Source organism: Actinospica sp. (assembly GCF_035552695.1).
Lineage (GTDB): Bacteria > Actinomycetota > Actinomycetes > Streptomycetales > Catenulisporaceae > Actinospica.
The window spans coordinates 38,320-63,270 of sequence record NZ_DASZKT010000230.1; the positions used below are offsets into that span (position 1 = coordinate 38,320).

Below are 24,951 nucleotides of genomic sequence, written 5' to 3' on the forward strand. Positions count from 1 at the left end.
CCGGCCTCATCACCGGCGACGTGCGCCTCGGAATCGCTCACGCACCCCACCGTAGCGCCGGGGTCTGGACCGGCGCATCCCACAGTTCGAGCAGGTCGGCGTCGGCGCGGCACAGCGTCACCGAGAAGCCGGGCATGTCCAGGCTGGTCACGTAGTTGCCTACGAGGTTTCGCACGATGCTGATGCCGCGCGACTTCAGCGCGTTGTGCACCTCGTTGTAGACCACGTACAGCTCGATCAGCGGGCTCGCGCCCATCCCGTTGACCAGCGCGATGACGTCGCCATCCGTGGCGAAGTCGAGGTCGGTGCAGATGGCGTCCACCGCGGCCTCGGCCAGTTCGGAAGCCGGAGCCATCGGCGCGCGGCGGCGGCCCGGCTCGCCGTGGATGCCGATGCCCAACTCGATCTCGTTCTCGCCCAGCTCGAAACCCGGCCGCCCGGCCGCGGGCGTGGTGCACGGGCCGAGCGCGATGCCGAAGGACCGGCTGCTCGCGTTGACCCGCTCGGCCACGGCGGCGACCGCGGGGAGGTCCGCCCCGCGCTCGGCCAGCGCGCCGGCGATCTTCTCGGCGAACAGCGTCGCGCCGGTGCCGCGCCGGCCGGCCGTGTAGAGCGAGTCCTCCACGGCCACGTCGTCGTTGATCAGCACCGAGCGCGACTCGATGCCCTCGTCCTCGAGCAGTTCGGCGGCCATCTGGAAGTTGAGCACGTCGCCCGTGTAGTTCTTGACCAGGAACAGGATGCCGGCGCCGGCGTCCACGGCCTGCGCCGCGGCCAGCATCTGGTCGGGCACCGGGGAGGTGAAGACCTCGCCCGCGCAGGCCGCGTCCAGCATGCCGGGGCCGACGAACCCGGCGTGCAGGGGTTCGTGCCCTGATCCGCCGCCGGAGACCAGAGCGACCTTGCCCGCCGTGCCCGCCGCGCGGCGTACGAACCGGCGCTCCACGTCCACCGTGAGCGCGGGATGCGCGGCGGCCAGGCCCGCGAGCGCGTCCGACACCACCGACTCCGGCGAGTTGATCAGCTTCTTCATGCTGGACATTCTGCTGCACGCGTTCCATGAGCGGTAGGCGGCGCGGGCGCGCGGTCGGGTGCGAAATCGGGCGCGTCGCCGTGTGCGTCGTGCGGGCCGGTTGGGGCGGACCGAGGCTGCGGCTATGCTCTACCCGTCGGTAGCGCAGGAATCCGGTGTGAGTCCGGAACGGTCCCGCCACTGTCAACGTCCGTCGATCGACGTAGCCCGTCCGGGTCCGTCGGCGACGTGCGTGAGTCAGGAACTGCGCCCGGCACAGGTTCCTCAATGCTTGCTCGAACGGGCGTGGGCTCCCGGAGAGAAGAAAGGCGCAGTGTGCGTTTCCCCTTTTCGGCCGTGCTCGGCCAGGACGACCTGCGCTTGGCGCTGATTCTCAACGCGGTGCACCCGGCTGTCGGCGGGGTGCTGGTGCGCGGTGAGAAGGGCACCGCGAAGTCGACGATGGTGCGTGCGCTCGCGGCGGTGCTGCCCGCGGTCGACGCCGTGCCCGACTGCCGTTTCTCCTGCGATCCCGCTGCGCCGGACCCCGCGTGTCCCGATGGGCCGCACGCCGGGGGCGCGGCCGACGGGACGACGCGTGCGGCGCGGCTGGTCGAGCTGCCGATCGGCGCGTCCGAGGACCGGCTGACCGGCGCGCTCGACTTGGAGCGCGCCTTGGGACGTGGCGAGGCGGCGTTCCAGCCCGGATTGCTGGCGGCGGCGCATCGCGGGCTGCTGTACGTGGACGAGGTCAACCTGCTGCCCGACCACCTGGTCGACGTGCTGCTGGACGCGGCCGCGATGGGCGAGGCGCACATCGAGCGCGACGGCGTATCGGTGCGGCACGCGGCGCGGTTCCTGCTGGTCGGCACGATGAACCCGGAGGAGGGCGAGCTTCGTCCGCAGCTGCTGGACCGCTTCGGTCTGACGGTGGACGTGGCTGCCAGCCGGGAGCCGCGGCAGCGAGCAGAGGTCGTGCGGCGTCGGCTGGCGTACGAGGCGGCCCCGGAGGGTTTCTGCGCGCAGTGGGCCGAGGCGGACGCGGAGGTCGGGCGCCGGATCGCGGCCGCGCGCGAGGCGCTGCCGAAGGTCGTGCTGCCGGACGCGGAGCTGGAGCGGATCGCCCGGATCTGCGCGGCGTTCGAGGTGGACGGCATGCGCGCGGACCTGGTCACGGCGCGCGCGGCGATCGCGCTGGCGGCCTGGCGCGGGCTGTCGGCGGTCACCGACCAGGAGGTGCGCGACGCGGCGCGGCTGGCGTTGCCGCATCGGCGCCGGCGCAACCCGTTCGACGCGCCGGGCCTGGACCAGGAGCAGTTGGAGCGCGCCGCGGAGGACCCGGAGGGCGGACCCGAAGATAACGGGCCCGACGGCGGTGGACCTGAGGACCGCGGTCCGGACGATGACGGCGACGGTGGCGCTGGCGACCGTGGCGACGGCGGCGACCGTGGCGACGGCGGCGACGGCGGTGGAAAATCGTCGGATGGCGGGAACTCGGGTGAGTCTGGACTGGATAACAGGCCCGACGCTCCGCGAGAGGAAAGTCAGGCCGAGCGGGACGGAAGCGGGCGGAGCTCTGACGAGGGCGGCGCGCCTGGGAAGCAGAACGCCGGGGCTGAGCAGTCTGCTGTCGGGGCGGGGGAGACGTATCGGACGCGGCTGTTCTCGGTGCCCGGTGTCGGCGAAGGGGTGCCGGGGCGGCGGTCGGCGGGGCGGTCGAACGGGCGGGGGCGGACGGTCGGGTCGCAGCAGCCTGCGTCGGGTGCGGCGTACGGGCAGGTGATTCATCTTCCGGCGACGCTGCGGGCTGCGGCGCCGCACCAGGCCGAGCGTCGGGCCGCGGCGTCGCACGAAGCCGGACTGCGGGCCGCGGGGCCGCACGAAGACGGACTGCGGGCCGCGGCGGCGTACCAAGTCGAGCGGCGGGCCGCGGGCTCGGGCGGGGTGCGGGCGGTGCACTTTCAGGCCGCCGACCTGCGCACCGCGGTGCGGCGGGATCGCGAGGGGAACCTGGTGCTGTTCGCGGTGGACGCGTCCGGCTCGATGGCCGCTCGGGCGCGGATGACGGCCGTGAAGGGCGCGGTGCTCTCGCTGCTGCTCGACGCGTATCAGCGCCGTGACAAGGTCGGACTGGTCACGTTCCGGGGCTCGGGTGCGCAGGTCGCGCTGTCGCCCACGGGGTCGGTCGAGGCGGCGGCGTCGCGGCTCGCCGCGCTGCCGACCGGGGGGCGGACGCCGCTCGCGGCGGGGCTGCTGACCGCGTACGACGTCGTGCGGCGGGAGCGGCTGCGTGATCCGCGGCGTCGCGCACTGCTGGTGCTGGTCACGGACGGACGGGCGACCGGCGGATCGAACGCGCTCGCCGAGGCCCGGCGTGCGGCCGCGTTCCTCGGGGCATCCGGCATCACGAGCATCGTCGTGGACTGCGAATCCGGGCCGGTGCGGCTGGGGCTCGCGGCAGAGATGGCCGGTCACTTGGGCGGGGAGCACGTGCCGATGGGGGCGCTGTCGGCCGAGGCGCTGGACCGCACGGTGCGACGAGCGACGTCGTCCGATGCGGGCTCGATGCGAAAGGCGGCCTGAGTCATGCCACAGGGCAAGCCCGAACACGTCCCCGAGGACGGGCTCACCACCAAGCAGCGCCGCACGCTCCCGCTGACCGTCGTGCACACCGGCCACGGCAAGGGCAAGACCACGGCCGCGTTCGGGCTCGCGCTGCGCGCGTGGAACGCGGGTTGGCCGATCGGGGTGTTCCAGTTCGTGAAGTCGGCCAAGTGGAAGATCGGCGAGGAGCCGGTCTTCAAGACGCTCGGCGCGCTGCACGAGCAGACCGGCCAGGGCGGACCGGTCGCCTGGCACAAGATGGGCGAGGGCTGGAGCTGGATCCAGCGCGACCTGCACACGGACCCGGACCTGCAGGCGGAGAACGCGCGGGCCGGCTGGGAGCAGATCAAGCGCGATCTTGCCGGGGAGACGTACAAGCTCTATCTGCTCGACGAGTTCACCTATCCGATGAAGTGGGGGTGGGTGGACGTGGACGACGTCGTCGCCACCCTCAAGGATCGGCCGGGGACGCAGCACGTCGTCATCACGGGGCGGGACGCGGCGCCCGCGCTCGTCGAATACGCCGACCTGGTCACCGAGATGACCAAGGTCAAGCACCCGATGGACGCGGGCCGCAAGGGCCAGCGGGGCATCGAATGGTGAGTACGTCCATTGACACGCCGCGCGTGGTGATCGCCGCGCCCGCCTCCGGTCACGGCAAGACGACCGTGGCCACGGGGCTGATCGCGGCGTTCGCGCGGCGCGGTCGGCGGGTGGCGCCGTTCAAGGTCGGGCCGGACTACATCGACCCGGGCTACCACGCGCTGGCGGCCGGACGCCCTGGCCGCAACCTGGATCCGTTCCTGGTCGGCGAATCGCGCACGGTCGGCGTTTTCGCGCACGGCGCGGCGGGCGCGGACATCGCGGTCGTCGAGGGCGTGATGGGCCTGTACGACGGCGCGGTCGGACGCGGCGAGTTCGCCTCGACCGCGCAGGTCGCGACGCTCATCGGCGCGCCTGTCATCCTGGTCGTGGACGCCACGGCGCAGGGCCGGTCGGTCGCGGCGCTCGTCGACGGCTTCCGCGGCTTCGACCGCCGGGTCCGCATCGCAGGGGTCGTGCTCAACCGGGTCGGCTCGGACCGGCACCGCGAGATCCTGGCGGCGGCGCTCGACGAGATCGGCGTGCCCCTGCTGGGTACCCTGCACCGGTCCGACGCGGTGGCCACGCCGTCGCGCCATCTGGGCCTCGTGCCGGTCGCCGAACGTGCGCCGGAGGCGTTGGCCACGGTGGACGCACTGGCGGACCTGATCGCGGAGAACCTTGATCTGGATCGGATCGAGCGGATCGCGGGCAGCGCGCCGGCTGCCGACGGGCCCGCGTGGTCGCCGGAGGACGCGATCGCGGAATGCGGCGGGCCGGCGAGCGGACGGCCGGTCGTGGCCGTGGCCGGGGGAGCGGCGTTCACGTTCTCCTACGCGGAGCACGCCGAACTGCTGCAGGCAGCGGGCGCGGAGGTCGTGACCTTTGATCCGCTGCGCGACGCGAAGCTTCCCGAGCGGGCGTCGGCCCTGGTCATCGGCGGCGGGTTCCCCGAGGTGTACGCGTCGGAACTGGCGCAGAACCTCTCGTTGATGCATGACGTGCAGGGCTTTGCGCAGTCCGGCGGCGTGATCGCGGCCGAGTGCGCGGGCTTGCTGTATCTCGCGAAATCCCTCAACGGCGAGCGGATGTGCGACCTCATCGCGGCCGACGCCGTGATGTCCGAGCGGCTGACGCTCGGCTACCGCGAAGCGGTGGCGGCGACGGACTCAGTGCTCTGCGGCACCGGGACCCGGGTGAACGGGCACGAGTTCCATCGCACGAAGCTGGTTCCCGCCGCATCGGACGAGCCCGCGTGGATGTGGCGTGCGCACGACGGCGCGAAGGTCGCCGAGGGTTACGCCTCGGCCCGGCTGCACGCCTCCTACCTGCACCTTCACTGGGCGGGAGCGCCGGAACTGCCGCTCAGAGTCGTCACTGCGGCGGCGAAGGGAGCGACATGAGGACTCTGATTGGAATCGGCGTCGGGCCGGGCGATCCGGAACTGCTCACGCTCAAGGCGGTGCGTCTGCTGCGCGAGGCGGATGTCGTGTTCGCGCCGACGACCTCGCTCGACCGTGAGTCGCGTGCCGAGCAGATCGTGCATGCGGCGACGGGGATTCGGGCGCGGCGGCTGGTGTTCGCGCTGGACGATCAGGGCGGGGTGACGGCCGAGCGCGCGGCGGCGTGGGACGAGGCGGCGCGTGCGGTGGTCGAGGCGTTCGAAGCGGGTGCGCGTAGTGTCGGGTTCGTGACGCTCGGGGATCCCAACGTGTACTCCACCTTCGGCTATCTCGCGCAGACGGTGGCCGCTCTCGATGCGGAAGTCCAGGTGACCACAGTGCCCGGCGTCACCGCGATGCAGGATCTCGCGGCGCGTGCCGACCTGCGGCTGGCCGAGGGGCGTGAGCCGTTGACGCTCGTACCCGCGACGGCCGGTCTCGACGAGGTAGCACGTGCCCTGAGCGGGAACGGGACCGTCGTGGTGTACAAGGGCGGCCGCTTCCTCGACGAGCTGACGGCGGCCGTCGACGCGGCGGGCCGTGCCGACGCGGCGGTTCTGGGGACGGATCTCGGGCTGGAGACGGAGAACATCGGGGCGCTGAAGAGCCGAGACGGCGGACGTGCGCCGTATTTCACGACCCTGATCGTGCCGCCGGCGCGCGGCGGGCGAGGAGAAAAGCTGTGAACGGCAAGGTCACCTTCATCGGCGCGGGACCCGGCGCGGCCGACCTGATCACCCTGCGCGGCGCGCGCGCGATCGCCGACGCCGACATCGTCATCTGGGCGTCCAGCCTCGTGCAGGCCGAAATCCTGGAGCACGCCCGGCCGGACGCCGTCGTCGTCGACTCGGCGGCGCTGCCGATCGAGGGCGTGCTGCCGTACTACGAGCAGGCCGCGCGGGACGGTCTGCGCGTCGCGCGGGTGCACTCCGGCGACCCGGCACTGTGGGGCGCGATCCAGGAGCAGCTGGAGCGGGCGAAGGAACTGGGCCTGGAGACCGAAGTCATCCCCGGCGTCTCGGCGTTCTCGGCCGTCGCCGCGCTGGCTCAGCGGGAGCTGACGGTGCCCGAGGTCGCCCAGTCCGTGATCCTCACCCGGCTCGAAGGCGGCAAGACGCCGATGCCGCCGAAGGAGTCGATCCGCGCCTTCGCCGAGCACGGCACCACGATGGCCGTCTTCCTGTCCGCCGCGCGCTGCGGACAGCTCGCCGCCGAACTGCTCGCCGGGGGCTACGACACGGACACGCCGGTGATCGTCGCGTCGCGCGCGACCTGGCCGGATGAGGAGATCGTGCACTGCACGGTCGGCACGATGGCCGATACCGTCAAGGCGCGGAAGCTGTGGAAGCACACGCTGTTCCTGATCGGCCCGGCGCTCGGCTCCTCCGGCACCCGCTCGCACCTCTACCACCCCGGCCACTTCCATGAGCACCGCCGCGCGGACCCCGCGGCGCGCCGCGCGTTGCGTGCCGCTCAGTAACCGGCAGTAGGTTCCTACCCATGAGCGACTTCCGCGAGCCCGACCTGCCGCGCACGATGAAGCAGCGCGCGGGCAAGGCGCTGCGCGCGGGCTGGACCACCGGGTCCTGCGCGTCGGCGGCGGCGAAGGCGGCCGCCCTGGCGCTGGCGACCGGGGATCCGCAGCAGGAGGTCGAGATCGCGCTGCCCGGCAAGGACGGGAGCTGGGCGGAGCGGGTGCGCTTCGCCGTCGACCGCTGCGAGGTCGTCTCCCCGCCGGGACGCGCCGAGGCCGTCGTGGTCAAGGACGCGGGCGACGACCCCGACGTCACGCACGGCGCGCGCCTGACGGCGACCGTCTCGTGGCGCGAGGACCCGGGGATCGAGCTCGACGGCGGCGTCGGCGTCGGCGTGGTGACGAAGCCGGGGCTCGGCCTCGAGGTCGGCGGGCCCGCGATCAACCCCGTGCCGCGCGCGATGATCGCCCGCGCGGTCGGCGAGGCGGTGGACCTCGAGGCACGCGGCGTACGCGTCGTCATCTCGGTGCCCGAGGGCGAGCTGATGGCGCGCAAGACGACCAATCGGCGGCTCGGGATCATCGGCGGCATCTCGATCCTGGGCACGACCGGGATCGTGCGGCCGTTCTCGACCGCCGCGTGGCGCGCGTCCGTGGAGCAGGCCGTCAGCGTGCTCGCGGCGCAGGCCGCCGAGGAGAACCGGCGTGGCGACGCGACGCTCGTGCTGTGCACGGGAGGACGGACCGAGAAGGGCGCGATGGCCCTGCTGCCGCACCTTCCCGAGGTCAGCTTCGTCGAAGTGGGCGACTTCACCGGGGCCGCGCTGCGGCGCTGCGTCGAACACGGCGTGCGCGAGGTCGTGTTCGTCGGCATGATCGGCAAGCTCACCAAGCTCGCCGCCGGCGTCCTGATGACGCACTACACCCGCTCCGCCGTGGACACCGACGTGCTCGCCGACCTGACGACACGCGCGTTTCCGGAAAACCCGTCATTGGCCGCTGACGTACGGTTAGCTAATACCGCACGGCACGTATTCGAACTCTGGGATACTGCCGGTGCCCTGCCGGCGTGCGCGAACGCGCTCTGCGAGCAGGTCGCGCGAGTGCTGGAGCGCTTCGCGCAGGTGGAGTGCGCCGGCGCCCTACGGGCCCGGGTGGCGCTGGTCGACTTCACCGGAACGGTGTTGGTCGGCTCGAGTGCGCAATGGGCAGAGGGTGGGGCACGGCATGGGTGAACTGACGGTCATCGGATACTCGGGCGCGGAGCTGGGGGCGGACGCGCTCGCGGAACTCGCGTCGGCGACGCTGGTCGTCGGCGGGGCGCGGCACCTCGCGGCGGTTCCGATACCCGAGGGCGCGCGCACGATCCAGATCGGGGCGCTGGAGCCGGCGCTGGGCGCGATCGGCCGGCACGACGGGAACGCGGTGGTCGTCGCGTCGGGCGATCCGGGCTTCTTCGGCATCGTGCGGCGGTTGCGCGCCGGCGGCCTCGAGGTCGCCCGCGTCATCCCGGCGATCTCCTCGGTCGCCGCCGCGTTCTCCGCCGTCCGCCTGGACTGGGACGACGCCGCGGTGGTCTCGGCGCACGCCGGGAACTCCAGTACCAGCAGGACTTTGCGACGCGCGGTCAACGCCTGCCTCGCGCACCCGAAGGTGGCCGTGCTCACCGGACCCCGCGCCATGCCGCGCGACCTGGCGAAGGCGCTGCTCGCGGCGGGGCTCAGGGCGGACGATCGGGTGGTGTGGATCGCCGAGCGGCTCGGCACGGACGAGGAGTGCGTGCGGTCCTACAACCTCGCCGAGGCCGCGCAGACCAAGGCGGAGGACCCGAACGTCGTGCTCTTCCTCGCCCCGATCCCGGCGCGCGAGTCGGCCGGCTGGCTGGCCGGGGCGCGGGCCGGCGGCGTGACCGCGAGCGAGGATCCGTCGGTGCCGCTGCCCGACGAGGCGTTCGAGCACCGCGACGGCCAGATCACCAAGCTGGAGACCCGCACCCTGGTCGTCTCGCTGCTCGGGCCCAAGTTCGGCCACCTGATCTGGGACCTCGGCGCGGGCTCCGGCTCGGTCGGGATCGAGTGCGCCCGCCGCGGCGCCGCGGTGCTCGCCGTCGAACGAGACTCAGAGTCCTGTGAACGCATCAGGCGTAACGCGGCTAAGCACAGTGGGACAGGACTATATATATGTGCGGGCGACGCGGGCGACCACGCCGCCCGTCTGCCGGACCCCGACGCGGTGTTCATCGGCGGCGGCGGAATGGACGTGCTGCGTACGGTTCTCGACCGCCGTCCGCCGCGCCTCGTCGCCACCTTCGCGTCACTGGAGCGCGCAAGTACCGTGCTGCCGCATCTCGCCAGCCACGGCTACAAGGCCGACGGGATCCTCCAGCAGGCCTCGCGCTTCGCCCCGCTCCCGGACGGCTCGCACCGCCTCGCGGCGCAGAACCCGGTGTTCGTCGTGTGGGGTGAGTTGTTGTGACCCGCATCGGCTGCATCGCCGCGACCGACTCCGGTCGCGAGGCGGCGGCGTACCTCAAGGCTCTGTGGCCGGACGAGGTCGAGGTCGTCGAACGGGACACGGTCGCGGATTCACTGCGCGCGGCGTTCCGGGACTGCGATGCGGTCGTGGCGTTCCTGGCGGCGGGTGCGACGGTGCGGATTCTGGCGCCGTCGCTGGGCCACAAGACCACGGACGCTCCGGTCGTCTGCGTCGACGAGGGACGGCGCTTCGCGGTCGCGCTGCTCGGCGGGCACTACGGCGCGAACGATCTGGCGCGTCGGGTCGCCGCGGCGATCGGCGGCGAGCCGGTGATCAGCAACGCCCGGGACGCCGACGGCATCAGGCCGCTGCCACCGTTGCCCGGCAGACGAATCGTGGTCGGTGTCGGGGCGTCGCGCGGCGTCGGCGCCGAGGAAGTGCTGGAGACGGTCGACGCCGCGCTGGCGGACGCCGATCTGTCCGCCGCCGACGTGTCCGCGCTCGCCACCGCCGACCTCAAGGCCGACGAGCCCGGCATCGTCGAGGCCGCGAAGCTGCGCGGCTGGCCGCTGCGCTGCCATCCGGCGACGGCGCTCGCCGAGGTCGAGGTGCCGAACCCGTCCGAGATCGTCCGCGCGGCGGCCGGAACCCCGTCCGTGGCCGAAGCCGCCGCGCGCCACGCCGGGCCCGGCCGCGCGCCGGGCCGCCTGCTGGTACCCAAGAAGAAATCCGCGAGGGAGTATCCGATGGCGACCGCCGCCGTGGCCGAGCACGCTGACCAGGTACGGGGAAGGCTGGCGGTGATCGGCCTCGGACCCGGCGCCCGGGATCTGACCGCGCCGCGCGCCCTCGCCGAGCTGCGCGACGCCGAGATCGTCGTCGGCCTCGACCAATACGTCGATCAGGTCCGCGATGTCCTTGCGCCCGACGTCCGCATCGAGGCCACCGGCCTCGGCGCCGAGGAGCAGCGGGCCCGCGGCGCCGTGGACCTCGCGCGGGCCGGGCATCGCGTGGCGCTGATCGGCTCCGGCGACGCGGGCGTGTACGCGATGGCCTCCCCGGCGCTCGACCACGCCGAGACCGCCGAGATCGACGTGGTCTGCGTCCCCGGGATCACCGCGGCGACGGCGGCCTCGAACGTGCTCGGCGCGCCGCTCGGCCACGACCACTGCTCGATCTCGCTGTCCGATCTGCACACCCCGTGGCCCGCGATCGAACGGCGGGTGCGCGCGGCGGCCGAGGGCGACTTCGTCGTCAGCTTCTACAACCCGCGCTCGGCGAAGCGCGACTGGCAGCTGCCCAAGGCCCTCGCGATTCTCGCCGAGCACCGGCCCGCGACCACGCCGATCGGCTGGGTGCGCAACGCCGGACGGCCCGACGAATCGCATGGCCTGACCACGCTCGCCGAATTCGACCCGGCCGTCATCGACATGTACACCACCCTGATCGTCGGCTGTTCGCAGTCGCGCGTCGTCGCCGGACGCTTCGTCACTCCGCGGGGCTACTCGTGGGCCGGCCGATGACCCGCGCGGCGTCCCGCCTCATCGCCGAGATCGGCGCGTGCCAGGGCTGCGGAGCCTGTCTGCTGACCTGTCCCGAGCACGCGATCCGGCCGGACGGCGGTCGACTGCTCGTGCTGGCCGCGAAGTGCACCGGGTGCGGTCAGTGCCAGGAGGTCTGCCCGGTCGACGTCATTGAAATGAAAGCCGCACAGTGAGCAGAGCAATTCACCCGATCGAGCAGGAGTCCTACGCGATCCTGCGCGGCCGACTCGCCGCCCGCCACCCGGACGACGCGGCGCGCCCGCCGCTGGCCCGGGCCCTGCTGGAGCGCGTCGTGCACGCCAGCGCCGACCTCGAATACGCCGAAGACCTGGTGCTGCCCGCGGAATCCGTGCTCGGACGTGCGGTGGAGGCGCTGCGCGCGGACGCGCCGGTGGTCGCGGACGTGGCGATGGTCGCGGCCGGGATCACGCGGCGTCGGACGCTCTGCCACATCACCGATCCACGTTCGGTTGACCTCGCCAAGGATGCGGGTATCACGCGTTCGGCGGCGGCCCTCCGGCTCGCGGCCGAGGAAGCGGGGCCCGGCGCCGTCTATGTCATCGGGTGCGCGCCGACCGCGCTGTTCGAATTGATCGGGCACGCGGACGCGTACAAACCGCTGCTCGTCCTCGGCCTGCCGGTCGGTTTCGTCGGCGCGGTCGAGTCCAAGCAGGCGCTGCGGGAGAGCGGACTGCCCGCCGTCAGCAACATCTCCGGCAAGGGCGGATCGGCGGTCGCCGCGGCGGCGCTCAACGCACTGCTGTACTGGGAGGGGGAAGCGTGAGCGAGCTTGCGAGCGAACCATTGAACACAGGGCTTTCGCGAATGCGCTCGCCGAGCGCCAGCGAGGTGGGGGCATGAGCGCTCTGCTGATCGTCGGGCACGGCACTCGGGACAACGAGGGCGCCGACGAGTTCCGGAAGTTCGTACGCCGGGTCGAGGCGCGGGCCGTCGAGCGCGGCGCGGCCGACGCGGTGGCCGGCGGCTTCATCGAACTCTCCCCGCCGCCGCTCAAGGAGGCGGTCGCCGGTCTCGTCGAGGCGGGCCACCGGAATCTGACGGCCGTACCGCTGATCCTGCTCGCCGCCGGACACGCGAAGGGCGACATCCCGGCGGCGCTGGCCCGCGAACGCGACCGGCACCCCGGAGTCCGGACCGAGTACGCCCGGCCGCTCGGCCCGCACCCGGTGATCCTCGACCTGCTGCGGCGGCGCCTGGCGACCCACGCGCGCGAGTTCCAGGCCGACTCCGTGCTGCTCGTCGGCCGCGGCACCACCGACCCCGACGCCAACGCGGACCTCTACCGGGCCGCGCGGCTGCTCTGGGAGACGACGCGCGACCTGGGCATCCGTCAGGTCGAGGCGGCGTTCGTGTCCCTCGCCGAGCCCTCCGTGCCCGAGGGGCTGGACCGGCTGCGCACGCTCGGCGCCCGACGCGTGCTCGTGCTCCCGTTCTTCCTCTTCCCCGGCGTCCTGCCGACCCGCATCCACACGCAGGTCGACGCGTGGCTCGACAGGGCCGAGACGGCGGTGGCCGTGGCCGACGTCATCGGGGACTGCGACGAACTCGCCGACCTCGTCATCGAACGCTATCTCGAGGCCGACGGCCGCGGCGGCGCACCGGCCGGCATGAACTGCGACGCCTGCGTCTACCGCATCGCGCTGCCCGGCTTCGAGGAGCGCGTCGGCCAGGAGCAGCGTCCGCACGATCACCCGGACGACCCCGCGCACCAGCACGGCCATCACCACCGTCATCACCACGCCCCCACGCACCCGCCCCGGCACGACACCGTCGCCGCACGCCCGGAAGTCCGTTCCGTCCCGGAAACGCGGCTTTCCCGACCGGTCGGCCCGCCCCAGCCCCCCGTGGGATGATCGGAGCGACATGGCAACTGAGCAGGAGCACGGGCCGCGCGGGGCGATTCCGGCCGCATCGTCGAGGGTGACGGTGACGGTCCTCGGCTTCGACGGCTCTCCGCTGGGCCCGGCCGCGCGCCATGCGCTGCAGCGGGCCACGCTCGTCATCGGCAGCATCCGGCACCTCGACCTGCTCCCCGTCCCGGAGACCGCGCGCCGCATCTACATGGGCGGCCTCGGCGCGGCGCTGACCAGGCTCGCGCTGCACGACGGCCCGGCGGTCGTGGTGGCCTCGGGCGACCCGGGCTACTTCGGCGTGGTGCGGGCGCTGCGCGAGCAGGGGCTCAGGGTGCGCACGATCCCGGCGGTCTCCTCCGTCGCCACCGCCTTCGGCCGGATCGGACTCGCCTGGGAGGACGCGTTCGTCGTGGCGGTCGATCCGCCGGCCGACGGCGTCGACAGCACCGAGACCCGCGGCTCCGGCAAGGTGCGCACCGGCGGCCGCGCGGCGAAGGACGGCGGCTTCGGCCACGGACCCGGTGCCACGCTGCGGGCGGCGGCGAACCTGTGCCGCGCGTACCCCAAGGTCGCCGTGATGTGCGGTGAGGGCGCGGGACCGCGCGAACTGGCCGTCGAACTGCTCGGACCGGACAAATCAGGACCCGCACGCACCCTGGTGGTCGCGCAACGGCTCGGCGAGCCCGAGGAATCCGTCGAGTGGCTCGGCCTGGACGAGGCCGCGGAACGGCACATCTGGGGCGACCCGTGCATCGTGCTCTGCCTCGACGAGGCGCAGGTGCTCGCGCCGGGCGCCTCCGGGGCCGGCCCCGTGCCGGTCGCGGGCTGGGCCGGACCGGCCGGCGGCTGGGCCGCGACCGACAACGCCTTCGTCTACCGCTCCGGACGCGTGCTGCCCGCGGAGGCGCGTGCGCTGGTGCTGGCCCGGCTCGCGCCGCGGCCCGGAACGCTGGTCTGGGACGTCGGCGCCGGCTCCGGTTCCGTCGGCATCGAATGCGCGCGGCTCGGCGCCGCCGTCGTCGCCGTCGAGCGGGACGCCGACTCCTGCGAACGGATAGACCTCAACGCGACGATGCATCAGGTGCGGCTGCGGGTGGTGCGCGGCCAGGCCCCGGAAGCGCTGCTCGACCTGCCGCAGCCGGACGCGGTGTTCCTCGGCGGCGGCGGACCCGACGTGGTGCGCGCCGTGACCGGGCGCGATCCGCGAATAGTGGTGGCGGCGACCACCGCGATCGACCGGGTGGCCGAGGTGAAGGCCGCGCTGCGCGGCGAGGGCCGGGAGCGGCGTCGGGTGGACGGCGTACTGTTGCAGTCCTCACGGCTCGTCTCGCTACCCGGCGACGCCCACCGCTTCGCCGCCCAGGACCCGGTGTTCGTGCTCTGGAGCGAACGCTCCTGACGCCGCTTCACGCCACGGCATGCGAACGTTCGCGTGCCGTTCGGAATTCGTCCCCTGCGCCCGGGGAAATCCGAGTACTCCGGTATTTCCTTTTTGCTAGCACCGCGATGCGCGCCACATCCTTCGGACGGGTGGCGTGCGTCACTCGCTCAGCCGGTTGACGGCTTCCCGTCACCTGCGCACTGCCTGATACCGGGCGCCGTGCGCGACCGCCGCGTCTTTCCGCGGCGATGACGGCGGCCGTGCGTTCCGGGTAGGGTACGTGATCGCCGCGCGGTGGGCGCGCAGGGATCCGTCAGGTCCGCACGGTTCCCGCGGGGGACAGGGCCCGGCCAGGCGAGGAAGAGCACCAGTCGAGGCACGGCGCTGTGGACACGGAACGAGGAGGCACGATGACCGGCACCGACGAGTTCGGCCACGAGCTCGACGCGCAGGGCTACGAGCGTGCGGCCGGCCCGGCGGACGGGCGGCCGGATCAGCGTGCCGCGGCCCCGGGCGCCGGCGCGCCGGGACAGGCCCCGCTGGGCGGCACGCCGCGGCAGCGCGGACCGCAGCCGGTCGGCCGTCCGATGCAGGGTCAGCTGCCGGGCCGTCCGCTGCCGCCGAACGCCGGCGTCCCCGGGCAGGTCGGCGGCCGGCCGCCCGGCCAGCCCGCGCAGCCGCAGGACACGCCGTGGCTCGCGACCCCCGGCGCCTCCGGCGTCGGCTACCCGGAAGCCGCTTTCGGCGGCCCGCAGCGTCCGAACCCGATGCCCGGCGTGACCGGCATGCCGCAGCCGATGGAGATCGACTCGACCGCGCCGCAGCCCCGGCTGACCATGCCGGCCCCCGGCCCGGGACACGACGCGCCGACCGCCGAGTTCTACCCGCTCTACGACGCGGGCGCTCCCGAGGACTACCAGGTGCCGCCCGCCCCCGCGCCCGTGCCCGCTCCGGCTCCGCCGCAGCGGCCGGTCGCGCAGCAGCAGCCGGGCGCCGCCGCGGGCCCGATCCCGGCCCAGGCCGGCGCCCCGGCCGCAGCGCCGCAGCCTGCACCGATGGCGCAGCAGCCGGGCCCGGGACCCGCGCAGCACGTGGGAGCGGTCCCGCCTCCGGCCGCGTCCGCCGCGCCGTACGCGCCGCCGCTTGCGCAGGACTCCGCCGACCGCGGCGGCTATCCGGAGCAGGAGTTCGACCCGCTCTCCGGCTCGGCGTCCTGGTCCGCCGCGCCGCCGCGGGCCGCCCAGGCCGTGCAGCAGCAGGCGCCGCGCCCTGTTCAGCAGGCCCAGCGCCCGGCCGTCCCCGCGCAGCCGCTGCCCGCGCCCGTCCCGCTGCCCGAGCGCGGCCCGGCCCGCTCCGGCGTGCGCAGCACCGGAGGCGGCATCGCCGCTGCCGGAGCCGTCGCCGCCGGACGCGCCGCCGTGCGCCAGCAGCAGGCCGACGCCGCCGCGCAGACCGAGGCCGACCCGCTCTCCTCCTCCGGCCAGCGCACGGTCACAGCCCAGGCGCAGGTTCAGCAGCAGCCGTCCGTTCCGCAGCAGCAGACGACGGTTCCGCAGCAGCAGCCGGTTCAGGCGCGGGCCTCGCAGCAGCAGGCCGTTCCCCAGCAGCAGCCGGTCCAGGCGCAGGTTCAGCAGCAGCCGTCCGTTCCGCAGCAGCAGCCGGTTCAGGCGCAGGCCTCGCAGCAGCAGTCCGTTCCCCAGCAACAGCAGTCCGTTCCGCAGCAGCCGCCGGTCCAGGCGCCGCCGCGGCAGCAGCCGCAGTCCGTCCCGCAGCAGTCCGTCCCGCAGCAGTCCGTCCCGCAGCAGTCCGTGCCGCAGCAGGCCCCGTCCGTGTTCGAACCCGCCGCGCAGCCCGCGCCGGAGGCGTATCAGGACCCGCAGTCCCAGTCCGGCCGGCACGACGTGCGGCAGGAGCAGGGTTCTGCTTCCCCTTCGGCCAGTGGAGTGCGCGAGAGCATGGCGCCGCCGCGCCGCCGCGTCTCTGGCCAGCCGCCGCAGGGCGCCGCTGCCCCCGCGCCCGCGAATCCGCCCGCGGCGGACGACCTGAGCAGCGCCAACCTGCGTTCGGTCGCCCCCGCGGTCCCGGCCCCGCGCCGGGTACCGGAGGACTCGGCGGGCGATCTTCCGCCGCTGCCGCCGCGTCCCGCGAAGGCGGCTCGGCAGCAGCCCGCCCCCGCACCCGCGCAGCAGGCTCCGCAGCAGTTCGAGGAGTCCGCGCCGGAGGCCGACGAACTCGTCGTCCCCTGGCAGGCCGTCGCACCGCAGGGCAACGAGCCCGCCCCGCGCGGCACCCGCCGCCGCGCCGACAACTCGGTCGACGAGACGGTCCCCGAGGCGCTGTCCGCGCCCATGCCGGTGCTGCTCGACCCGGAGCCCGGCGAGGAGGAGGACTTCGCCGCGCAGTCCGGCACGTACGAGCCCGAATACGCCGAGCAGGAGCAGGCTGAGGCCCAGGCGCAGCAGCAGGCCAAGCAGCAGGAGCCCGGCGAGGACGATCCGCTCTCCGGCTCCGGCTCGCACGCCCGTCCGCAGCCCCAGCAGCAGCCGCAACCCCAGTCTGCCCAGGTCGAGCAGCAGCCGCCGGTCCAGTCTGCCCAGGTCGAGCAGCAGCAGCCGCCGACCCAGGTCGAGCAGCAGCCCGCGCCCGCTCCGGAGCCCGTCCGGCAGGCCGCGGTCGAGCAGCCCGCCGCCAAACCCGTCGCGAAGCCCGCCGTCAAGCCCGCGCCGCGGCCCGCCGCGCCCGCAAAGGCGCCGGCGCCCGCTCCCGCGGCGCCCGCCGCCGAGGAGGACCGCGCCCCCGGCTACGGCGAGGCCGAGATGGAAGCGGTCTACCGGGTCATCCACGAGCGCCGCGACATCCGGAACGACTTCCTGCCGGACGAACTCCCCATCGACGTCCTGACCCGGATCCTGGAGGCCGCGCACACCGCGCCCTCCGTCGGCTTCTCGCAGCCCTGGGACTTCCTGGTGCTGCGGGACGAGGAGCGCCGCCGCGCCGTGCACGATCTCGCGGTCCGCCAGCGCAAGGCGTACGCCGCGTCGCTGCCCAAGGCGCGCGCGAAGGCCTTCGCCGCGCTGAAGATCGAGGCGATCCTCGACACCCCGGTCAACATCGTCGTCACCTGCGATCCGACCCGCGGCGGACGGCACACGCTCGGCCGGTACACGCAGCCGATGATGGCGCCGTTCTCCACCTGCCTGGCCGTCGAGAACCTGTGGCTCGCCGCGCGCGCCGAGGGCCTCGGCGTCGGCTGGGTCTCCTTCTTCGACGAGCGCGAGCTGTCCGAGACGCTCGGCCTGCCCGAGCACCTGCAGATCGTCGCGTACCTCTGCGTCGGATACGTCAAGCGCTTCCCGAGCGAGCCCGAACTGGCCGGGGCCGGCTGGGCGCGTCGCAGGCCCCTGTCGTGGGCCGTGCACGAGGAGGACTACGGCCGTCGCGCGATGCCCGGCGGCGATCCCGTCTCGATGCTCGACGCGACCGTGGACGCGGTGCGCGGACTTGACGAGGACGCCGCGGCCGCCGCGCGGGAGCGCCAGGCCCGGATGACCAAGCCGCCGGGCTCGCTCGGCATGCTCGAGCACGTGGCCGAGCAGCTCGCCGGGCTGGCCGGGGAATGCCCGCCGCCGCTGCCCGAGCCGGCCGCGCTCGCGGTCTTCGCCGCGGACCACGGCGTGCACGCCCAGGGCGTCACCCCCTGGCCGCAGGAGGTCACCGCGCAGATGGTGGCCAACTTCCTGGCCGGCGGCGCGGTGGTCAACGCCTTCGCCAAGCAGGTCGGCGCCGAGGTCTGCGTCGTGGACGTGGGCGTGAACGCCAACCTGGGCAACGCCTCCGGCCTGGTGCCGCGCAAGATCCGGTTCGGCACCGCCGACATGACGCAGGGTCCGGCGCTGACCCGGGACGAGGTGATGGCCGCGATCGAGGCGGGCATCGAGACTTCGCGCGACCTGGTGGCCGCGGGCAACCGCTGCCTGCTCACCGGCGACATGGGCATCGCCAACACGACCGCGTCCGCCGCGCTGATCGCCGCGTTCACCGGGGCCTCCCCGGCGCAGGTGACCGGCTACGGCACCGGCATCGACGAGCAGACCTACGCGCACAAGGTGGAGATCGTCCGCCGCGCCCTGGAGCTGCACCGGCCCGACCCGCAGGACCCGATCGGGGTGCTCGCGGCCTTCGGCGGCCTGGAGCACGCGGCGCTCGCCGGCTTCATCCTGGGCGGCGCGGCGCTGCGCACCCCGGTCGTGCTGGACGGCGTGATCGCCGGGGCCGCGGCCCTGGTGGCGCAGGCCATCGCGCCCGAGGTGACGGTCGCCTGCGTGGCCGGGCACCGCTCCGCCGAGCCGGGCCACGCGCTCGCCCTCGAGGCCCTCGGCATTAACCCGTTGATCGATCTGGAACTGCGGCTCGGCGAGGGCTCCGGCGCCGTGCTGGCGCTGCCGCTGGTCGCCTCCGCGGTCCGCGCGCTGCGCGAGGTCGCCACCTTCGACTCGGCCGGCGTCGCCGACGCCAGCGCCGAGGCGGTCGTGCCGCGCACCCGTGATCAGCAGTGATTATGCTCGACGTGTCATCTGAAGACTGGCACGAAAGAGGAACCCCGTGGTGAGCACCGCCGAGACCCCGTCGGATCCGAGCGGGGCGCCCGAGGTCTACCCCCTCGGCCTGCGCCTGGCCGGACGCCGGGTCGTGGTGGTCGGCGGGGGGCGGGTCGCCGCCCGCCGGGTGGCCGGGCTGCTGCACGCCGGTGCCCGGGTGACCGTCGTCTCGCCCGAGGTCACCGCCGCCGTCGAGGGCTACATCACCGCCGGGCACGTCGAGTGGGCCGAACGCGGCTACCGGCAGGGCGATCTCGCCGACGCCTGGTACGCCGTGGCCGCCACCGACGACACCGCGGTCAACGCGGCCGTGGCCGCCGAGGCCGAGCGGGCCCGCGTCTTCTGCTCGCGCGCCGACGACGCCGTGGCCTCGACGGCGTGGACCCCGGCCGTCGGGACACACGCCGGCGTCACCGTGTCCGTGCTCGGCGCCGACACCGCCGATCCGCGCCGCTCCGCCGCAGTGCGCGACGCCGTCGTCGAGGGACTGCGCGAGGGAACCCTGGCCGCGCCGCGCTTCCGCGGCCGGGCGCCGGGCGTCGCACTGGTCGGCGGCGGACCGGGCGACCCCGACCTGATCACCGTCCGCGGCCGGCGGCTGCTCGCCGAGGCCGACGTCGTCGTCGCCGACCGGCTCGCCCCGCTCGGCCTGCTCGACGAGCTGCCCGCCGACGTCGAGATCGTGGACGCGTCGAAGATCCCTTACGGCCGCTCGATGGCGCAGGAGGAGATCAACCGGATCCTGGTCGACCGGGCCAAGGCCGGGAAGTTCGTGGTGCGCCTCAAGGGCGGCGACCCCTTCGTCTTCGGCCGCGGCTACGAGGAGATCATCGCCTGCGCCGAGGCGGACGTTCCGGTCACCGTCGTGCCCGGGCTGACCAGCGCGGTGTCGGTGCCCGGACTCGCCGGGGTGCCGGTCACCCACCGCGGCGTGGCGCACGAGTTCACCGTGGTCTCCGGGCACGTCGCGCCTGGCCACCCGAAATCGCTCGTGGACTGGGACGCGCTCGCCCGGCTGCGCGGCACGCTCGTGCTGCTGATGGCGGTCGAGCGGCTCGGCGCGATCGGCGCGGCGCTGCTCGAGGGCGGCAAGGACCCGCGAACCCCCGTCGTGGTGGTGCAGGACGGCTCCCGGCCGGGCGAGAGGGTCGTGCGCACCCGGCTCGAGACGATGGCCGCGGACGTCGAGCGGGCCGGCGTGACACCGCCCGCGATCGTCGTGATCGGTCCGGTCGCCGGGCTCTGACCGGCCGTCAGCGGGCCCCCCACCCGGCGGCCGCGCGGATTTTCCGACGCCGCCGTCGGTGTTTCAAGCCCCCGTACCCGTTGCGGGCAGCCGCTTTAAGAGAAATTTGCCGAGCCGAATACGCGGCGTGGTCAACCGGTTCCGTCACGCGCAGTCCCAGCTCACTGACACCTGGGTGAGCGTTCACCCATCCGTGCCCTGCGACACCCCGTCCGTACGGGGGAGACAAGCGCCCCCGCGATTCGCTACTGTTCCAGTCGTTCGAGATCCCATTGTCTGATCATCGTGCCGCATTCGTTCGAGGTGGAGGCGTCAGTGGCCGTGCGCACGGGGAGCGGAGCGAGCCGGACCGCGCGGGCGGGTGTCGGCCGGCTCGACTCCATGCCGCTGCGCCGCAAGCTCGACATCCTCGTCGCGGCCCCGCTGCTGATCATCCTGGCGCTCATCGCCCCGGTCGCCTACGGCTACTTCGACACCGCCCGGCAGTGGAACTCCGCGGCCGACCAGATGACCCAGGCCGAGCAGGTCTACGTGCTGGTCAACGCCTTGGAGACCGAACAGTCCGTCGCGGTCGGCCTGCAGGGCGTTTCCGCGGTGCCCAACCGCCTGTCCGGCGACACGGTGCAGACGCTCAGGACCTACGCCGCGAGCACCGACCACGCGCTCGCCGCCGTGCGCCGCAACCTCGATCCCGCCACGTCCTCCGCGCTCGGCCAGGCGCTCGCCGAGGTCGTCTGGGAGACGCAGGGCGTCAGCGGGGCGCGGGCCACCGCGTACCAGCCCGCCGCGGACAAGAGCGCCGCCGTGGAGACCGGCTACGGCACGGCGATCCAGGAGCTCTACAACGCGCTGGACATGGATGTGCTCGCCGAGAACGGCGGCCCGGCGGCGGCCGACGTGGGCGAACTCGGCTCCCTCTACGACGCCGACATGCGCGAGCACAACCGCGAGATCGACCTGCTGGCCATGAGCAACCAGGCCGACCTCGACCAGGCCGACGGCGGCGCGGTGCTCGACTGGCCCGACCTGAGCGCCGCCGAGCGCGACTACGGCGTCAGCCTGAACGAGGCCGCGCGCTTCGAGGGCGTCGCCGCCAGTTCCGACCAGAACCGCTTCACCACCTCGATCGCCTCGCTCGCGCAGTCCTACCTCAACTCCGAGCAGCAGAACATCGAGGAGCAGCTGTCCAGCGCCGACCCGGCCGCCGCCGTGGACCAGGTGCTGATGGCCGATCAGCTGGGCATGCCCGACCTCGTCGGGCTGCAGAGCTCGACCGGCCTGCTGCAGGCCTCGGTGCAGTCCACGCAGGACCGCGACGCGATGGAACAGCAGGTCGCCGCGGACGTCATCGGCTCCGCGCGGCACCAGGCGAAGAGCGAGCAGTGGTTCGCGCTCGGCCTGGTCACGGTCGCCTGGGTGGTGCTGATCCTGCTGGTGGTCCTCGAGTACCGGATCCGCCGCTCGGTGGTCAACCCGATGCTGCAGCTCACCGCGGCGGCCACCAAGATCGCCGAGGTCACCCGCGCCGACCTGGAGCGGGTCGCGGACGAGGACGACACCGGGGACCCGCAGGCCGTGCCGGTCTTCGAGAGGGTGCCGGTGGTCACCTCCGACGAGATCGGCAAGCTCGCCGAGGCCTTCAACTGGGTGCAGGACAGCGCGGTGCGCGTGCTGGAGCGGCAGATGGCCGTGCGCCGCAACACCGCGGAGATGTTCGGCAACGTCGGACGCCGCATCCACAACCTGACCGGCCGTCAGCTCGCGCTGATCGACGCGGCCGAGCGGGAGGAGACCGACCCCTCCGTCCTCGAGCGGCTCTACCGGATCGACCACATCGCGGTGCGCCTGCAGCGCGGCGCGGACAGCCTGATGCTGCTGTCCGGGGAGACCGAGCCGGTGCTCAGCGACGCCCCGCTGCGGCTGACGGACGTGGTGCGCAGCGCGGTCGGCCGCGTCGAGGGCTACCAGCGGGCGGTGCTGTCCGCCGAGGGCGACGTCACCGTCGCGCCCGCCGCGGTCGGCGACCTGACCCTGATCGTGGCCGAACTCGTCGAGAACGCGGTGTCCTTCTCGCCGCAGACCTCGTCCGTCGACATATCCGTGCGCCCGACGCCTCAGGGCGCGTACATCGAGATCGTGGACCACGGCGTCGGCATGACGCCCGCGCGGCTGGCCGAGGAGAACGCGCGCCTCGTGCGGCGCGAGCGGCTGGACCTGGCGCCCACGAAGGTGCTCGGGCTGTTCGTGGTCGGCCGGCTGGCCCGCCGCTCCGGCATCTCGGTGCGGCTGTCCGCCACGCCGGGCGGCGGTGTGACGGTGCGTCTGGACATCGGCACGAACCTGCTGTTCGACGCCCCGGAACCGCCGGCCCGCCGCCGCGAACCCGCGCAGGCCGCGCGTTCCGTGCCGCCCGGCAGGCCCGCGGCGCTGCCCGAGCAGCGCGCGACCACGTCCGACCCGCGGCCCGCCCCGGTGCCGCCGAACCTGCCGCCGATGCCGCTGCGCCGCGCCGCGGCGAACGCGCCCGCGAAGGACGACTTCAAGGTCGTGTCCGCCCCGGGCGCCGATCCGCTGCCGATCCGCCGGCGCTCCGCGAAGACGGCCGACGAGCCGCCGTCGCCGTCGGACGCGATCCCTGATCCGGCGCCACGCCGCGTCAACGGCCTGCACGCCAACGGAAACCCGGTCGCCCCGTCCCCGCCGCCCGCCATGCTGCCGCCGACCTCCGCGGACCTGGCGCGCCGGATCAGGGCCGCGGCCGCCGCCGTCGAACCGCCCGCCGTATCGCCGCCCGGCCCGGAACCGGCCGTCGCGCTGCCGCTGCTGCCGCGCCGCCGGCCGGCCCCCGAGGCGGAGTCCGCGCCGGAGCGGACGGCCCCGGGCCTGCACGACGCGGGCGACGATCCGAACCCGCCGGGCGCCCTGCCACGGCGTACCCGGAACCGTGCCGCCGTGCGCGAATCCGCCCCCTCGGTGTCCGCCGCACTGGCCGACGCCGAGCTACTCGACGCCGAGGCCGCGCGTGCGGCCGTGGAGGAATTCGAGGCCGGAGTCGCGGAGGCCCTGCGCGCCACGACGCAGAATCTCCCGATAATCCGTGCCAGTGACGAACCGGAAGGAATACGGCCGTGATGAGCCCCAGCCAGACGCCCGATGCCAGCACCCAGGACCTGCGCACCGCCGCGGCCGAGTTCACCTGGCTGGTCACGCGCTTCGCCACCGACACCGCCGGGGTCGCGGACGCGATCGCGGTCTCCTCGGACGGCCTGCTGATCGCGGTGTCGAGGCCGGAGGACCGCGGCTCCTCGGAGCGCCTCGCCGCGATCGTCTCCGGCCTCACGAGCCTGGCGGCGGGGGCCGCCGGGCACTACGGGCTCGGTCCGCTGCGCAAGGTGATCATCGACATGGAGGACGGACACCTGCTCGTCTCCTCGATCGGCAGCGGCTGCGTGCTCGGCGTGGTCACCGCGAAGGACGCCAAGCTGGGCAACGTGGCCTACGAGATGACGCTCTTCGGCAACCGGGTCGGCGCGGTGCTCAACCCGCAGCTGATCATGGAGCTGAAGAACTCAGTGACCGCCGCCGGAGTGTCGACATGAGCCGCGATACGGGGGAGAGTCCGCGACCCGGCACGGTCACGGAGCCGGCGGGTACCGGGACCCGGCCCGGCGTCGTGCGGCCGTTCCTGCTCACCGAGGGCCGGGTCGTGGCCGCCGGTGTGGAGCTGCCGATGGAGACGCAGGTGGTCGCGACCACGGAGGGGCTGCACCAGCTGGGGGCGCTGGCCTTCGAGCGGCGCGCTATCGTCGAGGCCTGCGGTACCCCGCAGTCCCTCGCCGAGCTCGCCGTGCGACTCGGCCTGCATCTGAACGTGGTCCGGGTGCTGGCGGGGGACCTGCGGGCCGGGCGGTTCCTGACGGTGCACGAGCCGCGGTCCGCCATCAACACCGACGTCGACGTCCTGCGAAGGGTCATCAATGGGCTACGAGCCATACCCACCGCCGCCGGTCGCGCCTGAGATGCGCGCCCACACCGCCGGCGACCGGCTCAATCCCGGCGCCCCCTCCGCCCCTTTCCGCAGCCGCCCCGAGCAAGCATAGGTTCGACATGGACTTCGAAGCAGGACCGCGCGGGCTGCCCGCAGAGGCGGCACCCGCGCCCATGCCGGTGAAGATGGTGATCGCCGGGGGATTCGGCGTAGGCAAGACCACCGCCGTCGCCGCAGTATCCGACGTACCACCGCTGACCACCGAGGCCGCCATCACGGAGGTGGCGGCGGGGGTCGACGACGTGTCGATGACCCCGAACAAGACCACCACCACCGTCGCCATGGACTTCGGCTCGGTGATGCTCGACCCGACGCTGAAGCTGTACCTGTTCGGCACCCCCGGCCAGGACAGATTCGGCTTCATGTGGGACGACGTCACCGAGGGCGCGCTGGGCGCCCTCGTCGTCGTGGACAGCAGAAGGCTCGAGGACTGCTTCCCCGCGGTCGACTACTTCGAGCGCCGCACGATGCCCTTCGCCGTGGCGGTCAACAGGTTCGCCGACACCGTCCCGCACCCCCTCGACGCGGTCCGCGAGGCCCTCGACGTGGAATCCGCGGTCCCCGTCATAGAATTCGACGCCCGCGACTCCGGCTCCGTCCGCGACAGCCTCATCATCGTCCTCGAACTCGCCCTGGCCAGAGCCATGGCGGCGGCGTAGACCGGAACTGTT

At 73.8% G+C, this 24,951-nt stretch carries 19 protein-coding genes and 1 riboswitch; of the genes, 18 read left to right on the forward strand and 1 reads right to left on the reverse strand.

What is annotated here, in order from left to right:
- Window positions 1–37: 37 nt before the first annotated feature.
- Window positions 38–1,033, reverse strand: a complete 996-nt coding sequence (gene dhaK, locus VG296_RS26430; protein WP_325570308.1) for a dihydroxyacetone kinase subunit DhaK — start codon at window positions 1,031–1,033, stop codon at window positions 38–40.
- 108 nt (window positions 1,034–1,141) lie between these two features.
- Window positions 1,142–1,300: riboswitch (cobalamin riboswitch) on the forward strand.
- Here dhaK and VG296_RS26435 point away from each other — a divergent pair.
- The 18 genes from VG296_RS26435 to VG296_RS26520 all read left to right on the forward strand — a co-directional run bounded on the left by VG296_RS26435 (window position 1,301) and on the right by VG296_RS26520 (window position 24,939).
- Complete coding sequence (locus tag VG296_RS26435; protein WP_414641139.1) at window positions 1,301–3,595, forward strand: magnesium chelatase subunit D family protein; 2,295 nt, start codon at window positions 1,301–1,303, stop codon at window positions 3,593–3,595.
- A 3-nt stretch (window positions 3,596–3,598) separates the two neighbouring features.
- Window positions 3,599–4,219, forward strand: a complete 621-nt coding sequence (gene cobO / locus VG296_RS26440) for a cob(I)yrinic acid a,c-diamide adenosyltransferase (RefSeq protein ID WP_325570312.1) — start codon at window positions 3,599–3,601, stop codon at window positions 4,217–4,219.
- The gene (locus VG296_RS26445) at window positions 4,213–5,601 is read left to right on the forward strand and encodes a cobyrinate a,c-diamide synthase (RefSeq protein ID WP_349259695.1); all 1,389 of its coding nucleotides are present in this window, start codon (window positions 4,213–4,215) and stop codon (window positions 5,599–5,601) included. Before cobO ends, VG296_RS26445 begins: the two co-directional genes overlap by 7 nt.
- Window positions 5,598–6,326 (forward strand): precorrin-2 C(20)-methyltransferase, encoded by a 729-nt coding sequence (cobI, locus tag VG296_RS26450; RefSeq protein ID WP_325570316.1) that lies wholly within the window; start codon window positions 5,598–5,600, stop codon window positions 6,324–6,326. The genes VG296_RS26445 and cobI overlap by 4 nt, the downstream gene beginning before the upstream one ends.
- Window positions 6,323–7,120: a precorrin-4 C(11)-methyltransferase gene (gene cobM, locus VG296_RS26455; RefSeq protein WP_325570318.1), complete on the forward strand. Its 798-nt coding sequence runs from the start codon at window positions 6,323–6,325 to the stop codon at window positions 7,118–7,120. The genes cobI and cobM overlap by 4 nt, the downstream gene beginning before the upstream one ends.
- 20 nt (window positions 7,121–7,140) lie before the next feature.
- Entirely contained in the window at window positions 7,141–8,349 is a 1,209-nt protein-coding gene (locus VG296_RS26460) for a cobalt-precorrin-5B (C(1))-methyltransferase (protein WP_325570320.1), read from the forward strand.
- Window positions 8,342–9,589 carry a precorrin-6y C5,15-methyltransferase (decarboxylating) subunit CbiE gene (gene cbiE, locus VG296_RS26465; RefSeq protein WP_325570322.1) on the forward strand — a complete coding sequence of 416 codons (1,248 nt, stop codon included), beginning with the start codon at window positions 8,342–8,344 and terminating at the stop codon, window positions 9,587–9,589. The genes VG296_RS26460 and cbiE (VG296_RS26465) overlap by 8 nt, the downstream gene beginning before the upstream one ends.
- Window positions 9,586–11,112: a precorrin-3B C(17)-methyltransferase gene (gene cobJ, locus VG296_RS26470; protein WP_325570324.1), complete on the forward strand. Its 1,527-nt coding sequence runs from the start codon at window positions 9,586–9,588 to the stop codon at window positions 11,110–11,112. The genes cbiE (VG296_RS26465) and cobJ overlap by 4 nt, the downstream gene beginning before the upstream one ends.
- Window positions 11,109–11,306, forward strand: coding sequence for a 4Fe-4S dicluster domain-containing protein (locus VG296_RS26475; RefSeq protein WP_325570325.1), 198 nt, complete (start codon window positions 11,109–11,111; stop codon window positions 11,304–11,306). Before cobJ ends, VG296_RS26475 begins: the two co-directional genes overlap by 4 nt.
- Entirely contained in the window at window positions 11,303–11,917 is a 615-nt protein-coding gene (locus VG296_RS26480; RefSeq protein ID WP_325570327.1) for a precorrin-8X methylmutase, read from the forward strand. Before VG296_RS26475 ends, VG296_RS26480 begins: the two co-directional genes overlap by 4 nt.
- A gap of 73 nt (window positions 11,918–11,990) precedes the next feature.
- Window positions 11,991–13,007, forward strand: coding sequence for a sirohydrochlorin chelatase (locus VG296_RS26485; RefSeq protein ID WP_325570329.1), 1,017 nt, complete (start codon window positions 11,991–11,993; stop codon window positions 13,005–13,007).
- A 10-nt stretch (window positions 13,008–13,017) separates the two neighbouring features.
- Window positions 13,018–14,406: a precorrin-6y C5,15-methyltransferase (decarboxylating) subunit CbiE gene (gene cbiE, locus VG296_RS26490; protein WP_325570331.1), complete on the forward strand. Its 1,389-nt coding sequence runs from the start codon at window positions 13,018–13,020 to the stop codon at window positions 14,404–14,406.
- A 392-nt stretch (window positions 14,407–14,798) separates the two neighbouring features.
- Window positions 14,799–18,944, forward strand: coding sequence for a nicotinate-nucleotide--dimethylbenzimidazole phosphoribosyltransferase (cobT, locus tag VG296_RS26495; protein WP_325570332.1), 4,146 nt, complete (start codon window positions 14,799–14,801; stop codon window positions 18,942–18,944).
- 49 nt (window positions 18,945–18,993) lie between these two features.
- Complete coding sequence (gene cobA / locus VG296_RS26500) at window positions 18,994–20,232, forward strand: uroporphyrinogen-III C-methyltransferase (RefSeq protein WP_325570334.1); 1,239 nt, start codon at window positions 18,994–18,996, stop codon at window positions 20,230–20,232.
- 285 nt (window positions 20,233–20,517) lie between these two features.
- Window positions 20,518–23,364, forward strand: coding sequence for a sensor histidine kinase (locus VG296_RS26505; RefSeq protein ID WP_325570336.1), 2,847 nt, complete (start codon window positions 20,518–20,520; stop codon window positions 23,362–23,364).
- Window positions 23,364–23,831 (forward strand): roadblock/LC7 domain-containing protein, encoded by a 468-nt coding sequence (locus tag VG296_RS26510; RefSeq protein WP_325570338.1) that lies wholly within the window; start codon window positions 23,364–23,366, stop codon window positions 23,829–23,831. The genes VG296_RS26505 and VG296_RS26510 overlap by 1 nt, the downstream gene beginning before the upstream one ends.
- Entirely contained in the window at window positions 23,828–24,250 is a 423-nt protein-coding gene (locus VG296_RS26515) for a DUF742 domain-containing protein (protein WP_325570340.1), read from the forward strand. The genes VG296_RS26510 and VG296_RS26515 overlap by 4 nt, the downstream gene beginning before the upstream one ends.
- Before the next feature lie 89 nt (window positions 24,251–24,339).
- Window positions 24,340–24,939 carry a GTP-binding protein gene (locus tag VG296_RS26520; RefSeq protein ID WP_349259696.1) on the forward strand — a complete coding sequence of 200 codons (600 nt, stop codon included), beginning with the start codon at window positions 24,340–24,342 and terminating at the stop codon, window positions 24,937–24,939.
- Window positions 24,940–24,951 lie beyond the last annotated feature (12 nt).

Bases quoted from the DNA above. Each gene is read 5' to 3' on its own strand.
- VG296_RS26510 (WP_325570338.1), top strand. From the start codon at position 23,364: ATGAGCCCCAGCCAGACGCCCGATGCCAGCACCCAGGACCTGCGCACC.
- cbiE (WP_325570322.1), top strand. From the start codon at position 8,342: ATGGGTGAACTGACGGTCATCGGATACTCGGGCGCGGAGCTGGGGGCG.
- dhaK (WP_325570308.1), bottom strand. From the start codon at position 1,033: ATGAAGAAGCTGATCAACTCGCCGGAGTCGGTGGTGTCGGACGCGCTC.
- cobO (WP_325570312.1), top strand. From the start codon at position 3,599: ATGCCACAGGGCAAGCCCGAACACGTCCCCGAGGACGGGCTCACCACC.
- VG296_RS26515 (WP_325570340.1), top strand. From the start codon at position 23,828: ATGAGCCGCGATACGGGGGAGAGTCCGCGACCCGGCACGGTCACGGAG.
- cbiE (WP_325570331.1), top strand. From the start codon at position 13,018: ATGGCAACTGAGCAGGAGCACGGGCCGCGCGGGGCGATTCCGGCCGCA.
- VG296_RS26475 (WP_325570325.1), top strand. From the start codon at position 11,109: ATGACCCGCGCGGCGTCCCGCCTCATCGCCGAGATCGGCGCGTGCCAG.
- VG296_RS26485 (WP_325570329.1), top strand. From the start codon at position 11,991: ATGAGCGCTCTGCTGATCGTCGGGCACGGCACTCGGGACAACGAGGGC.
- VG296_RS26520 (WP_349259696.1), top strand. From the start codon at position 24,340: ATGGACTTCGAAGCAGGACCGCGCGGGCTGCCCGCAGAGGCGGCACCC.
- cobI (WP_325570316.1), top strand. From the start codon at position 5,598: ATGAGGACTCTGATTGGAATCGGCGTCGGGCCGGGCGATCCGGAACTG.
- VG296_RS26435 (WP_414641139.1), top strand. From the start codon at position 1,301: ATGCTTGCTCGAACGGGCGTGGGCTCCCGGAGAGAAGAAAGGCGCAGT.
- VG296_RS26460 (WP_325570320.1), top strand. From the start codon at position 7,141: ATGAGCGACTTCCGCGAGCCCGACCTGCCGCGCACGATGAAGCAGCGC.
- cobT (WP_325570332.1), top strand. From the start codon at position 14,799: ATGACCGGCACCGACGAGTTCGGCCACGAGCTCGACGCGCAGGGCTAC.
- VG296_RS26445 (WP_349259695.1), top strand. From the start codon at position 4,213: ATGGTGAGTACGTCCATTGACACGCCGCGCGTGGTGATCGCCGCGCCC.